13 protein-coding genes and 1 pseudogene are annotated in these 13856 nt (G+C 47.1%); 4 read left to right on the forward strand and 10 right to left on the reverse strand.

All coding sequences use genetic code 11. The features are described 5' to 3' along the window. Window positions 1-64 precede the first annotated feature (64 nt). The 6 genes from thrH to DXA20_RS04305 form a co-directional block, all read right to left on the reverse strand. Window positions 65-667: a bifunctional phosphoserine phosphatase/homoserine phosphotransferase ThrH gene (thrH, locus tag DXA20_RS04290; protein WP_022306034.1), complete on the reverse strand. Its 603-nt coding sequence runs from the start codon at window positions 665-667 to the stop codon at window positions 65-67. A 264-nt stretch (window positions 668-931) separates the two neighbouring features. Continuing rightward, complete coding sequence (gene cobA / locus DXA20_RS16360; protein ID WP_199877049.1) at window positions 932-2533, reverse strand: uroporphyrinogen-III C-methyltransferase; 1602 nt, start codon at window positions 2531-2533, stop codon at window positions 932-934. Window positions 2534-2585: 52 nt separating this feature from the next. Further along, on the reverse strand, window positions 2586-3101 hold the full coding sequence (locus DXA20_RS18585) for a hypothetical protein (protein WP_330420625.1): 516 nt from the start codon (window positions 3099-3101) through the stop codon (window positions 2586-2588). A gap of 38 nt (window positions 3102-3139) precedes the next feature. Next, window positions 3140-3478, reverse strand: coding sequence for a hypothetical protein (locus DXA20_RS18590; protein ID WP_330420626.1), 339 nt, complete (start codon window positions 3476-3478; stop codon window positions 3140-3142). Window positions 3479-3509: 31 nt separating this feature from the next. Beyond that, the gene (locus tag DXA20_RS04300) at window positions 3510-3986 is read right to left on the reverse strand and encodes a hypothetical protein (protein ID WP_442969683.1); all 477 of its coding nucleotides are present in this window, start codon (window positions 3984-3986) and stop codon (window positions 3510-3512) included. Next, on the reverse strand, window positions 3932-4741 hold the full coding sequence (locus tag DXA20_RS04305; protein WP_158577130.1) for an NAD(P)-dependent oxidoreductase: 810 nt from the start codon (window positions 4739-4741) through the stop codon (window positions 3932-3934). The genes DXA20_RS04300 and DXA20_RS04305 overlap by 55 nt, the downstream gene beginning before the upstream one ends. Window positions 4742-5414: 673 nt before the next feature. Between DXA20_RS04305 and DXA20_RS04315 the strand changes: the two genes are divergently transcribed. The 3 genes and pseudogenes from DXA20_RS04315 (at window position 5415) to hemL (ending at window position 8625) form a co-directional block, all read left to right on the forward strand. After that, window positions 5415-5987, forward strand: a complete 573-nt coding sequence (locus DXA20_RS04315) for a LytR/AlgR family response regulator transcription factor (protein ID WP_118559436.1) — start codon at window positions 5415-5417, stop codon at window positions 5985-5987. A 38-nt stretch (window positions 5988-6025) separates the two neighbouring features. Then, the gene (locus DXA20_RS04320) at window positions 6026-7342 is read left to right on the forward strand and encodes a sensor histidine kinase (RefSeq protein ID WP_118559437.1); all 1317 of its coding nucleotides are present in this window, start codon (window positions 6026-6028) and stop codon (window positions 7340-7342) included. Between the two features lie 12 nt (window positions 7343-7354). After that, window positions 7355-8625, forward strand: a pseudogene (gene hemL, locus DXA20_RS18310) (glutamate-1-semialdehyde 2,1-aminomutase). Window positions 8626-8725: 100 nt separating this feature from the next. On the opposite strand, the gene DXA20_RS04330 reads toward hemL, so the two are convergent. Further along, window positions 8726-10240 carry a sensor histidine kinase gene (locus DXA20_RS04330; RefSeq protein ID WP_118559438.1) on the reverse strand — a complete coding sequence of 505 codons (1515 nt, stop codon included), beginning with the start codon at window positions 10238-10240 and terminating at the stop codon, window positions 8726-8728. A gap of 45 nt (window positions 10241-10285) precedes the next feature. Further along, entirely contained in the window at window positions 10286-10984 is a 699-nt protein-coding gene (locus DXA20_RS04335) for a response regulator transcription factor (RefSeq protein WP_022306043.1), read from the reverse strand. A gap of 770 nt (window positions 10985-11754) precedes the next feature. Here DXA20_RS04335 and DXA20_RS04340 point away from each other — a divergent pair. Continuing rightward, window positions 11755-12393 carry an Ig-like domain-containing protein gene (locus DXA20_RS04340; RefSeq protein ID WP_118559439.1) on the forward strand — a complete coding sequence of 213 codons (639 nt, stop codon included), beginning with the start codon at window positions 11755-11757 and terminating at the stop codon, window positions 12391-12393. 71 nt (window positions 12394-12464) lie between these two features. Here the strand turns inward: DXA20_RS04340 and murI are convergent, their stop codons facing one another. Both murI and DXA20_RS04350 read right to left on the reverse strand, forming a co-directional pair. Then, window positions 12465-13256, reverse strand: coding sequence for a glutamate racemase (gene murI / locus DXA20_RS04345; protein WP_118559440.1), 792 nt, complete (start codon window positions 13254-13256; stop codon window positions 12465-12467). Between the two features lie 5 nt (window positions 13257-13261). Continuing rightward, entirely contained in the window at window positions 13262-13630 is a 369-nt protein-coding gene (locus DXA20_RS04350) for an ArsR/SmtB family transcription factor (RefSeq protein ID WP_022305094.1), read from the reverse strand. Window positions 13631-13856: the final 226 nt, after the last annotated feature.

Genomic DNA, 13856 nt, shown 5'->3' on the forward strand with positions numbered 1-13856 from the left:
AAAAGAAGCGTACACCGACAGATCTGCCAATGCACACTCCTTATCCTACAGCCTTTATACTTCCTTATCCGAGTGCTTTCTTGATCGCAGCAAGCAGCTCATCATATGTCTCATATGCCGGGAGCTCCGGATGATCTGCCTTGATCTGATCGGTACTCTTAAACAGGAAACCGGCCTTACTTGCCTCGATCATGCCAAGGTCATTGTGGCTGTCACCGCTGGCGATCGTATCATATCCGATGGACTGCAGTGCCTTTACGGTTGTGTACTTTGACTTCTCGCAGCGCATCTTAAAGCCGGTGATCTCTCCGTCCGGAGCAACCTCCAGAGAATTACAGAAAATTGTCGGCCAACCCAGCTTCTTCATCAGCGGACTTGCAAACTGTGTGAAGGTATCGCTGATAATAATCACCTGTGTGATGGAACGAAGCTCGTCCAAAAACTCCTTTGCGCCGGGGATCGGATCGATCTTTGCGATCGTCTCCTGAATCTCCTTGAGTCCAAGACCATGCTCCTTGAGAATGCCCAGACGCCATGTCATCAGCTTATCGTAATCCGGCTCATCTCTCGTTGTTCTTTTCAGTTCAGGAATCCCACTTGCCTCTGCAAATGCGATCCAGATCTCCGGTACTAATACTCCCTCTAAGTCCAAACATACAATATCCATTTTCATCCTCATTTCTGCACACGTTGTTGTAATTGTCAGAGACCGTCTGTGTGCCGGACATATCATCTCTGTTTAATTATGGTAAAACCTTACAGCGCAACGCACAACAGATACGAAGCATCCGTATTTTGCAGTTATTATAGCACAAACCTATTCCTCTATACAATGATGCTCTGGAGAAAAATTTATTTTGCAATATGCACCGTTTGAAAGCTATGACCGGTTGCCGGCACAAATTTTTCCGGCACATCCTTTATCCGAGTCTCAGGTTGGAGGTATTGACACATGAATCTCTGTTTCTGTCCTTCCGGTTTCATTTTCCGGTCTGCCCTTATGAATCTGCATCTGATCCATAAAAACCACCGCTTCCACCAGCGAATCCTCGTCCGCCTGCTCTGCCACCTGTGCCGCGATCCCATACCGGCGTGCTTCTTCTTCCGTGCGCTCTCCGATGCAGACCACCCGCATCCGGGCACGGACATCCGGAGTCATCTTCTCTACGGTTCCCCGCACAGTCGAAGCACTTGTAAATACAAACACCGCACGCTCATCCTCCGCAAGTGTCTCCATAGCAGTAAGATCAAATCCTGCATTCTCCGATTCACGATCCACCGCCTCCGTCCGGTAGATCGCGATATCGTCCACCGGATGAATGAAATCCTTCTGCAGCCTTGCAAGAAGATCCGGAGAACCTGCCTCCGCTCTGGCGATCAGTATCTTTTCCGCAGCTCCCGCCTGCTTTGCCAGCGCATCGCCTAACGCCGCGGCAGAATATTCTTCCTGTGGGATCAGATCCGGATAGAGCCCGTGCTGCTCAAGCTGTCTTGCCGTCCCGGAGCCAATCACTGCGATCTTAATCGCTGATAATCTTCGTATATCAAAATGATATTCCAGACACCGTTCAAAAAACACATCTATCCCGGACGGACTTGTAAAAACAAGCCAGCCATACTGTTCGATCTGCTCGAGTGCCGCCTGCAGTCTATCTGTCTCCGAAATCGGGCAGATCCGGATCGATGGCAGCTCAAGCACCTCTGCACCCAGAGCACGAAAACGTTTTGAGAGCCGTTCCATCCGTTGTCTCGGTCTGGTCAAAACCACCTTTGTCCCTGCTAACGGAAGCTTTTCGAGCCACGCAAACTCCTCCGCCAGCGCACAGACCTTTCCGATCACCAGGATTGCCGGTGTCGGGAGCTTCTCCTCCTGCATTCTCTGCGGCAGTTCAGACACGTTGGACACAAGACGTCTCTGTCCTGCCGTTGTCCCCTGTGACAGGAGAGCTGCCGGCATCTGCGGATCCATTCCGGCGTCAATAAGTCCCCGGCAGATTTCCGGTGCTGCTGCCACCCCCATCAAAAAGACAAGCGTTCCATTCATCCGGCAAAGTGCCTCATAATCCAACCGAAGCGGCTGCCCCTGTCGTTTATGCCCGGTAATAATATGCAGAGAGGAGCAGTAATCCCTGTGCGTCACCGGAATGCCATTGTATGCCGGAACCGCCAGTGCCGATGTAACTCCCGGCACCACCTCATAATCAATGCCACCGCGGATCAGCTCCTCAATCTCCTCGCCGCCTCTGCCAAACAAAAAAGGGTCACCTCCCTTTAAGCGGACTACGTTCTTCCCCTGCTTTGCAAGCCTGACAAGACACCGGCTGATCTCCTCCTGTGGCATGGCATGATGGGAAGAACGCTTTCCCACATAGATCTTGTCCGCCTCCTCCGGAAGCTTCGCAAGGATCGCCTGTCCCACCAATGCATCATAAACGATCACATCTGCCTCCTGAAGCACACGCACCGCCTTCTGTGTCAACAGCTCTGCATCTCCCGGACCGGCTCCCACCAGCCAAACCTTTCCCTGTTCCATTCTGATTCCTCCTGCTTTTCTTCGGACAATTGCTTTATCTCCGACTCTCTCTTTACTTTCGGAAACGCTCCTTAAAGTTACGCATAAGCTCACAGGCAAGCTTTTCCCCCAGCTTTTCCGGCTCATCCACGCTTCCTGTCATCACACCGGTCACATATCCATCCTCCCCGGTTCCAGCGCTGTACATTCCACGCAGAGTAAGCTCTCCCTGCATGATCTGCGCAAAGGCTGCCACCGGCGAAGAGCACTCACCGCCAACACCACGGATAAAGCTCCGTTCACATTTTACGATGCATTCCGACTCTTCATTCACATAGCCGCGGAATACTGCACAATCCATGTCCGCCCGTCCCTGTAAGGCAAGAATCCCCTGTCCGGCGCACGGTATGATCTCCTCCGTTGTAAAATATCGTGAGATCCGCTCAGATAGCCCCAGTCTTTTCAGACCTGCTGCCGCAAGGATCAACGCACTGTACTCCCCACGATCCAGCTTTTGAAGCCTTGTCTGCACATTGCCGCGCACACTCTGAAACGTCATGTCCGGATACAGCTCCTTCGCCTGCAGCACACGTCTCCGGCTCGAACAGCCGATCGGCAGCTTAGGATCTAACGTATCCTTCCCATTGGAAGGACAAGCACATCCCGTGGATCCTCCCGCTTTGAAAAGCCGATCAGTGGAAGCTTTGAATTTATCTCCACCGGCACATCCTTCAGGCTGTGAACCGAGATATCACTTCTACCGTCGAGAAGTGCGGCGTCCAGCTCCTTGACAAACAAGCCCTTGCCACCCACCTGATCCAATGTCCGGTCCAGTATCTTATCCCCCGTCGTCTTCATCGTTACGATCGGCGCCTGCACTCCCTGACTCTCCAGATATTTCTGCACCAGCTCAGACTGAACCACTGCCAGCCTGCTCTCCCTGCTTCCGATCCGTATGGTTCTCATCACTCTCATTCTCCTCTATCCATAAATGCTTCTATCGTTCCGTCTCTTCCTCGTAAAGCTCCCGCATCGCATCAACACACTCTCTGAAAGTGGACACATCCACAGAATCCCGCACCGCAAACATCAGCTTATTAACCACCTTTTGAACCGCTGTACTCACCATATCCTCCACGGCATCCTGCTGCTCCGGCACCGACTTTCGCAGCTTTTTGTCGATCCGCGCGATCACATCCTCCGATGCCTGTCCGCTGATCGTAAGAAGCATCGGCACCACATCCCTGGCATCATACCAGCTTTCAAACTCTGCTGCCTTTGCCTCCAGCAGCTGTCTTGCCTGTGCTAACGACTGCTTCGTCTCCTCCGGAAGCTCAACCCCGAAATCATCAATATCATAAAGAGTTACGCCGTCCATTCCGCCGACAGCCTCCTCAATATCTCTTGGCACCGCCAGATCTACGAAAACCGTATTCTCCTGCAGCGCACACGCATCCAGTTTATCCGCCGTGATTGTTGTGTTTGGACTTGCCGTTGCCGAAAAAACATAGCGGCATTCCGGAGCTTTTCATAACGCTTCGAATAATCAATCCTTGCTGCCTCCACCGGCACATCCACAATCCCGCTGCGGTACCGCCGGATCGTCACGGTAACATCTGCACCACGGTCCAACAAAAGCTGTGCCGTCAGTTTTCCCATCGCACCATTTCCGATAACAAGACAACGTTCTCCTTTAAACGCGGCTCCCTTTTGCTCCAGACCGGATATCGCCGCAAGCGGAGCGGAACGATTGGACGAGGGCAGGTTAATGTTCGTTTTGATCTCCTTGCCTGCTGTGACTGCCATGCGAAACAACGTTTCTAAGATCTTATCTGTTCCAAAGAATTTTCTCGAAAAATCTGCCGCATCCTTCATCTGTGTCAGAATCTGATCCTCGCCAAGGATCTGCGACTTTAAACCGCCCGCCAGCGCAAACAGATCCTTCACCGCATCCATTCCACGGCGCAGATGCAGATATGAACCATACTCTTCCACACTCTGCCCCTTCAGTTCACAGAAAAGAGACCTTTCCTCCCGCTCCCATTCCCTTGTCCGCGACAGTACAAGCTCCGTCCGGTTACAGGTGGATAACAGAATGCAGCCTGAAATTCCTTCCTTCTTCCTGAGTGCCGTGATCGTCTTCTCCTGCTCCCTCTTGGTATAGCTGAATTTCCCGCGTATATCTAAACCGGCATCTGTATAATCAATGCCAACCATTGTAATGTCCATGTTCCACCTCATTTGTATCATATTGATCTGTCTTAGAATCATAAGTAATATAGCATTTTTTGTTCTGCGGCGCAATCATCCCCGGAGCACTGCCGATGCACATCCATACTCACCGTCACACCGCACTGTCCCAAAAATCTCCCACCAAAAGGGCAAAACCAGCATTTTCCTATACCATAAAAAAGAAGAACCACAGAATAAACTAAATTATTCTGTGGTTCTTCCCGCTGCGGTTTGGAATCCTTCCTCACGGTCATATAAAAGGATTCTCTATGTCGTCTAAAACACTTCCTACTCCCTCAGAAAATATTTCGACATTTTCATACCCAATTCGCTTTTTATTTCTATTGCCACCCTATTTGCCCTCATATTATCACGACTTTTTTCATTTTTCCAGCGTTTTGTCATGAAATATACCATTTTGGTTATGAAAAAAACAATTTGCCTTATCTGTCCACTAAGTGGTACAATGCTTTACAAATAGAAATGACGTATTTCGACTCTTTTTTCGTCTAAAATATATCATATTACTAAAATTAGACACTTGAAAGGAACTGACAATGAACCCTTCTGTTTTCATATTGGAAGACAATCCTGCTTTTGCAGAAGCACTAATTAAAATGATTGAAAATTATCCGATCCGGATCGATTACACATACGCACCAATTTAAATATGGCACTCAAGAAAATTGACGAAGCTGTACATTACACGGCGTTTTTTATTGATATCGCACTGGATGATAACGTCGAAAATACCGATGGTTTATCCTTTGCGAAATTCCTATCGGAAAAGTCCGCTTATAAGGACACACCTGTCATCTTTACAACCAACTTTCCTGACTATGTTTATGAGGCATTAAATCATCTTCACTGCTATGCCTATCTTTTAAAACCTTTTCAACAGGAGGATGTATTCCACCAGCTGGATCAGATCCTGAGGACAAACGATTCCATCCGATTCAAAACGGCTGACGGAATTTATATGAAGCTTGACACCGATGAGATTTATTATATTCAGGCATTTGGGCGCAATATGCATTTTATGACAAAGCACGGTGAGATCACCTCAAGACAGTATACAATGAAATCTCTGAATGATATTCTGTCCGGCTCCTTTGAGCGGTGCCATAAATCTTTTCTTGTCAACAAGAAATATATCCAGTCGGTCAACCCAAGAACAAAAACACTGCATCTGCGTGGTCTTGATGACGATATTCCTTACGGAAAGGATTTTCACATCAAATAACTGAGACTACACGGAGCATCAGTAATGGAGGTATCACATTGGCAGCATTAATTCCATACTTTATTTCAAATATTTTTCAGATCGGTGCGTATGCTTTCTGTATAGCATATCTGTCCGATGAAATTGCTGAACTGAAGAAACATCCGCTCACAACCGGCATCAGCTTCATCGTCATGTACTTTACGTCGATCATCATTCAACGTTACGACAATGACTGGGTGGCCATCGGACTCTCACTGATCCTGAGCCTTTACTGCCTGCTGCTGTATCTAAACACCTCCAAAACTCTCAGCCAGTGCTTTAACATCGTTATCTGCGGGTATCTGATCGAAACACTCTGCCAGTGCATCTTTATTTTACTTTTTACCATTCTGCATGTTCCTTTGGACGCCAATGGATACAATGATCCCATCTCCCTGTCGATCGTCTTTCTGGGTGCACTGCTTCTGATTCCTGTGCTTTATTTTCTTCCTGTCCGAAAATGGGTACAGTCTCTGGCGAATATCTCCTACTCGACCTCGCTTATCGTTGTCCTTGTCATGATCATAATCTCCGTAATGAGTCTGAAATATAACGATGTGTCGCTTGGTCTTTTGCTGCCGACCGTTACCTCGATCGCCTTCTTCTTTTTTCTCGGCGTTCTGATCATTATGCAGAGTCTTTCAGACCAGCGGCGCAAGCAGGCGATCCGCGACTATGAAACCTATATGCCGATCCTGAATGATATGATCCAAAATATCCACAAACAGCAGCATTTATACAATAACCAGATTGCTTCTCTGGTGCATCTTGCCGACTCGTATCACGATTACGATTCACTCAGCCATGCACTGAAAAGCTATTCTAATTTCGAAGAAAATATCATTGATAATGAATCGTATTCTTTTCTGCATATCGAAAATAAACTGTTAGCCAGTCTGCTGTACTGTAAATTTCACGAGGCTGCATCCTCCGGAAAAAATCTCATTGTCACCGTCGATGATTACCATTACGAAAGTCCCTGTACCGACACCGAGATCGTTGACATCGTCGGCATTTTGATCGATAATGCATTGGAGGCATCCGCCGAAAACGATACCATCTATGTGACTCTCGGAAAACGTTCCGATTCCGGAAATCCGTTCTTCATTAATGTTGCAAATCCCGGTCCCCTGGCGACCCCGTCATTTGTCCATGATATTTTTGCCACACGCTATACCACCAAAAGAAATCAGGTCGGACACGGTCTGGGACTTGATCTTCTCAAAACCTTTGTCGATACATATAACGGATCTATCACGGTTGGAAATACCTATCCCGATGAGATCTCTTCATCCGTACATGAGCAATATATCTTTTTTGAAGTAGAAATATAAGGAGGCATTAGCATGACACAATCAGAAGCACTTTTTAACGAAGCCGTTAAATATATCCCGGGCGGAGTCAATTCTCCGGTTCGGGCATTCGGTTCCATCGGAAGCACACCACGCTTTATCACAAAAGCGGACAAGGCATATATGTGGGATGAGGATGGCAACTGTTATATTGATTATATCGGTTCCTGGGGACCGATGATCCTTGGTCACAACCATCCTGCCGTTTTAGAAGCTGTGCTTGACGCGTGCCGTCTCGGCTTAAGCTTCGGTGCTGCCACCCGTCCGGAAGTCACCATGGCAAAGCTGATCTGTGATATCGTCCCATCCATCGATATGGTGCGCATGGTCAATTCCGGCACCGAGGCAGTCATGAGTGCAATCCGCACCGCCAGAGGTTACACCGGCAGGGATAAGATTGTCAAATTCACCGGATGCTATCATGGACATTCTGATGGTCTTTTGGTCAAAGCAGGCTCCGGTGTAATGACCGCCGGCGTCCCTGACAGTTCGGGTGTTCCTGCTTCTGTTACAAAAGATACGCTGACCGCGGAGTACAATGATGTGGACAGTGTGCGTACATTGTTTGAGCAATGCGGCGAAGAAATTGCTGCCATTATCGTGGAACCGGTCGGTGCCAACATGGGTGTAGTTCCTCCAAAGGAAGTTTTTTTGCAGTCACTGCGTGAAATCTGCAATGCATACGGAAGCGTTCTGTCTTCGATGAAGTAATCACCGGTTTTCGTCTTTCTCTCTCCGGCGCACAGGGTTATTACGGCGTCACTCCTGACCTGACTACCTTCGGCAAGATTATCGGTGCCGGCATGCCGGTCGGTGCCTACGGCGGCAGACGAGACATCATGGAGCAGGTTGCTCCGGTCGGAAATGTCTATCAGGCAGGAACCTTAAGCGGCAATCCGGTTGCCATGGCTGCCGGCATCACACAGCTTACTCTTTTAAAAGATCATCCGGAATATTATACCGAATTAAATGAAAAGTCTGACCTCTTTTTCGGACAGATCAAAGAGCTTCTCCGCCAGAAGGAGCTTCCATGGCAGGTAAATCATGTCGGTTCTATCGGAAGTATTTTCTTTACACAGTCACCGGTTACCGATTATGCCAGTGCTAAGACATCGGATGTCAGTGCCTACGCTGCATACTGCAACAAGATGCTCGCACACGGTATTTATATTGCACCGGCACAGTTTGAGGCAATGTTTATTTCTCTGGCTCACACGAAAGAAGATATTGATATAACTTTAAAGACAATGGCAAAATGCCTGTAACATAAAAACAACCAATTCTATCCTAAAAGAACCTGATTTCTGAGTACTATAAAATAGCTCAAAAGTCAGGTTCTTTTTCATTGCTGTCAACAACATTTCTTTACATACTCTGTGCCTCTGCATCCTCCACGGAACACTCCGTAAATACAAAGGAAAATGTGGTTCCTTCTCCCGGTGTGCTTTCCACCGAAATATCGCCGTCATGTCTTTTGGCGATCTGCTTGGCGATCATCAGACCAAGTCCTGTTCCGTTCTGATTCTGCCGTAGCTTTGAGGTATAAAATTTTTCAAAGATATACGGAAGCTGTTCCTCGGGGATGCCAATGCCATGATCTTTGATCTGTACAAAAAGCTGTACACTTTCTTTCTGCTCCTTTCGCATCAGAAAAATTTCAATCCTTCCATTTTTCTCTGAAAATTTCACAGCATTGTCCACAATAATCAGAAACATCTGACGCAGCCTGTCATAGTCTCCCATGATCAGACACGGCTCGTTCTCCGGCATATCTACAACAAATTCAATACCCTTGTCCTTTCCAAGAATACGACCATGTCTCACCACATCACTGAATATCTGAATCATGCTGATCGGCTCTTTCTCAATCTTAAAATCGGGATTCTGCATTTTCGATAAAATGAACAGATCTCCTACCAGACGTTCCATCCCCTGACATTCCTGTACTATTCTCTGATAGTATTCCTGCTCCTGCTCCTCTCCGGCAACCACACCATCGGCTAATGCCTCCGAATAGCCGCGCATTACCGTGATCGGTGTCCGAAGTTCATGTGAAACATTGGCAAAGAAATCCTGGCGCACATGATCCAGATTCTCCCGCTCCTCATTGATCTGGCGCAGACGTCCTGCAAGCTCATCCAGCGCCGACTCCAGCTGCCCGAGCTGAGTATCCCGGCGCACAGTGTTCCGGTCACTGTAATCACCATCCACCAACCGCTGAATGTCCTTTCTTATCCGTGCGATCGGCCGGGACAGATATTGGGATGCGCCCAGTGCAATAATGCAGGATATCAGCATTGCCAGCAATGCGCTCAATGTCAGAAGATACTTTCCCTGACTGACACCCATCTGCTGCCGGTCAAGCATACTGACCATCATTACTGCTCCTGCCGCTTCTTTGTCATTTTCATCGACATAGATCGGCGTTGCAATCCGCAGGATCACCATACCATACACTTTATCAAAATTAGAGCTGTGAGCTGTTTGTCCCCGAAACGCCTTATCCAGTACATCATACATTTCATCGGTCAGACTTTCCGTGTCCGCATTGGTGTAATCCGGTGTCAGCGGATTTGCTGCCTTTTCATTGCTCACGATCCACACATCGATCTCATCTGCCCTCTGCAATTCATCGATATCCGCCGAATATCTGGAAAACCGCGCCTTCCTGTCCTTTTGCGCAAGCTTTCCCACACGTCCCGCAATGACAGAACACTGCCTGCTCAACGTCTTCGTATAAGAACGCATATAATTGGTTTCATACAATCTCATGAATATGATTCCGATCAGTGCTACCGTCACGGCAAGCACCACAATAAATGACAGATATATACGGATCACAATATCATTTCTGCGAAACATACAAATCAAACGCTTCATGACAATAACCACGCCTTTCCAATCATCTGCTTTTCACTTTGTCCATTACTCTGCTTCTTTTACTTCAAACTTATAACCAACTCCCCAGATGGTCTTAATCCCCCAATCCGGATGTTCCACCGAGTCTAACTTTGAACGCAGTCGCTTGATATGAGAATCGACGGTCCGGCTGTCCCCGTAATAGTCATAGCCCCACAGACTATCCAACAGATTATCTCTCGTAAACACCTTATTCGGATGGCTCGCCAGTGTCCACATCGTCTCGATCTCTTTCTTTGTCAGAGGAATCCTCTTGTCGTCCACCTTAAAGGTATACTCCTCCAGATTGATATACAGGTTCTTCATCCGGATCACACCCTCCTGCTGCTTCTGCTCCTCCGGCGGTGTAATACGGCGCAGCACAGCGCGGAGTCTTGCCATAACCTCTCCAGGGCTGAATGGCTTGACAATATAATCGTCCGCTCCGATATCAAGTCCCATGATCTTGTCATAATCCTCTCCTCTTGCCGTGATCAGTATGATCGGCACACTGGATTCCCTGCGGATCGATCGGCAAACCTCGTAGCCGTCCTTCACCGGCATCATCACATCCAGAAGAATCGCCATCGGCTGATATTCACCAAAAAGCCGCTCCGCTTCCAGACCATCCTTTGCGATCACCGGCTCATACCCTTCCTTTCGGACATATGCCGCTAAAATATCTGTGATATCCTTATTGTCATCTGCGATCAATATGTATTGCATATTTTCCCCTTCCTTCCGAAAATGTCTTGATATTGTATAATCACTAAGACTTCTCTCACCCCTAAAATAACTCCGGACATAATATTCCTTATGTCGGCGTATGAACAAAAGAATTTTGCCTGCCAAAGCATTGCAGAATCCGTGAACTGAGACTAAAAAATTGTCTTGTCACTTACGGATTTCGAAAAGTCTAATTGCTTTGCTGCTTTGATTTTTGATAAACACATCCTTCCGTACTCGTCCCAAGGTGGGATTCAGATGTTTCGAGAGGCACTTGCACCCGCCGGTACTTACGCCCCAAGTCTTAACTGACTGTTTGCATTATTTTATGCTTGGGGCGTTATGTACGCTGCGTGGTGCAGTTGTAGCGGGAGCGTGCCGTCCGAAATAGCTGAGCCCACCCATGGGACTCAGTCGTTCGGATGTGCATTTATCAAAGCATTGCAAAGCAAAGACTTTTCAGAAATCCTACTGATCTGCGTCAATTTTTTAGTCTCAGTTCACGGATCAGCTTGTTTCCTGAGGCAAAATTATTATTGGCTTTCCGGACATGACATAAGGAATATTATGGCTACACATCCTTCTTTCGTGTGGAAGTCTTAGTGATTATACATAGTTTATCATAAAAATAAGGAAAAATTATGGCATTTTTTTCTTTCTGTGACATGTTTTTGCCACGGATGCCGTTTATGATGGTATCATACAATAATAAAGTATAATAACTTATCTGTATAATGACACATACAGACTTACAGAAAGGTATGATGACCATGAAACATAAACATAATTTATTCCGATGGATCATGCTGCTTCTGGTGTTCTCACTTCTTGCGAATACGGCATCCGTATCTGCCGCATCCAAGAAGAAACGCAAAAAGACCGAAGCCGTGTCCAAATATTCCTTAAATATGATTTCCACAGATCTGCTTTTATCCGAGGATACCGAGTTGACTGTTGATGGAATCACCAATGAAACCGTGTCCTTTAAGAGCAGCGACAGCGATGTTGTATCTGTAGACTCCGGGGATTCTGACACAAGCTGTAAACTTACCGGGGAAAACGTAGGAAACGCCACAATTACCGTTAAGATCAAGGAGAAAGGCTTTCTTTTTTTTAACAGCACCACGACAACTCTTACCTGTAAAGTGACTGTCACTCCATGGGCGTCCAGTATCCGCTTTAATCGCAAACAGATTAAAATGGCACCAAACACCCGTAAACATGTGAAAATCATACTACGACCAAGCATCACGACCGAAGATCCTGTATTCACATCATCTGATCCCAATATTGCAAGAGTAAATGCATTTAACAAGATTGTTGCCAAATCTCCCGGAATTGCAGTGATCACTGCAACGATCCGAAACGGCAACACCGCATCCTGCCGTGTGATCGTCACTGAAAAGTAAATCCTGCTTCTCTAAATTATTTACTCAAAACAGAAAATGCCCGAACCGGCTTTGTACCGGAACGGGCGTTTTTATTTTTCAAATAATGACCGGCAAAGTGCCAGTTCTTCTTCTGTATCACGACTATTGTAAAACCGGACCTGTCCCCTTTCCTGCTTGGGATTTAAAAGATCCTTTTCCTGAAGACGGCGCCGCATCTCCCGCGCTGTTCCGGAACCTCCGTCATAGATCGTCACCTTGTCGCCGACAACCTGCTGTATCATCTCCCGTACAAACGGATAATGCGTACAACCTAATACAATACCATCGACCGGCTCCTTCATGACCGGTGTCAGAAGCTTCTGCAGATATTCTCTCAAATCATCTCCGTTCAGATCTCCACGCTCTACAAATTCCATCAAGCCGGGGCATGGCAGCGGAACGATCCGGATCTTGTCCTCATATCGTTTCATCAGGTTACAGAACTTCTCCTGCTTGATCGTCATAGGTGTCGCCATGACTACAATTCTGGAACCCGGCTTCTGTACAGCCGCCGGTTTGAGTGCCGGCTCAATTCCAACCAGAGGAAGCTGCGGATACATCTTGCGAAGCACAGCGACTGCCGCACTCGTTGCCGTATTGCATGCAACCACAACCCCCTTGGCTCCCTGTGCCATCAATGACTCCACATGATGGATCGTCAGATCACGAATCTGCTCTGTCGGTCTTGTACCGTACGGGGCATTCACCGAATCTCCGAAATATATAAAATCTTCATGAGGCATCACCTTCACAAGCTCGCGAAGGACGCTGATTCCTCCCATGCCGGAATCAAACACACCGATCGGCTGTCTGCATGACTCCTGCTTCTTTTCATTTGACATGACAATCAATCCTCCTCCACATGCTCCAGTCCCTGATTGATGATTGCCCGGACATGGGCATCTGCAAGAGAGTAAAATACGGATTTACCTTCTCTGCGGCTACGAACCAGCTTATTCTGTTTCAGAATGCGAAGCTGATGGGAAACCGCCGACTGTGTCATATTCAGTGCCGCAGCCAGATCACAGACACACACCTCTGCCTCAAAAAGGACAAATAAGATCCGGATTCTTGTAGAGTCACCGAATACCTTAAACAGCTCTGCCAGATCGTATAACACTTCCTCCGGCGGTAACTTTTCATTTACTATATTTAACAATTCCTGATGTACCTCAATACTGTCACAACAGTCTAATGCAATATGTTCGTGTTTCATAAAATAATCACGCCTTTCCAGACATCTGTCTATCAATCATAATCCCTGTATTAGTATGTAGGAATCTTACGGGGATGTCAAGTCGATACCAGAGTAGCGGCTGTTTAATATATGATAACTCAAACTGATATGTAATGACTTTTGTCAAGAGTAAATTCGAAAAAAATCAAAAAAAATTAATTATTCTGTTTTCTGAAGGCACCCAGAAAGAGCTTCGGAGTATCAG

This window comes from Roseburia sp. AM59-24XD (genome assembly GCF_003478445.1).
In the GTDB taxonomy this organism is placed as follows: Bacteria; Bacillota; Clostridia; order Lachnospirales; family Lachnospiraceae; genus Jutongia.

Bases quoted from the DNA above. Each gene is read 5' to 3' on its own strand.
- cobA (WP_199877049.1), bottom strand. From the start codon at position 2,533: ATGGAACAGGGAAAGGTTTGGCTGGTGGGAGCCGGTCCGGGAGATGCA.
- DXA20_RS04305 (WP_158577130.1), bottom strand. From the start codon at position 4,741: ATGGACATTACAATGGTTGGCATTGATTATACAGATGCCGGTTTAGAT.
- DXA20_RS04335 (WP_022306043.1), bottom strand. From the start codon at position 10,984: ATGCAATACATATTGATCGCAGATGACAATAAGGATATCACAGATATT.
- DXA20_RS18590 (WP_330420626.1), bottom strand. From the start codon at position 3,478: ATGAGAACCATACGGATCGGAAGCAGGGAGAGCAGGCTGGCAGTGGTT.
- DXA20_RS04350 (WP_022305094.1), bottom strand. From the start codon at position 13,630: ATGAAACACGAACATATTGCATTAGACTGTTGTGACAGTATTGAGGTA.
- murI (WP_118559440.1), bottom strand. From the start codon at position 13,256: ATGTCAAATGAAAAGAAGCAGGAGTCATGCAGACAGCCGATCGGTGTG.
- DXA20_RS04315 (WP_118559436.1), top strand. From the start codon at position 5,415: ATGGCACTCAAGAAAATTGACGAAGCTGTACATTACACGGCGTTTTTT.
- DXA20_RS04330 (WP_118559438.1), bottom strand. From the start codon at position 10,240: ATGAAGCGTTTGATTTGTATGTTTCGCAGAAATGATATTGTGATCCGT.
- DXA20_RS04340 (WP_118559439.1), top strand. From the start codon at position 11,755: ATGAAACATAAACATAATTTATTCCGATGGATCATGCTGCTTCTGGTG.
- thrH (WP_022306034.1), bottom strand. From the start codon at position 667: ATGGATATTGTATGTTTGGACTTAGAGGGAGTATTAGTACCGGAGATC.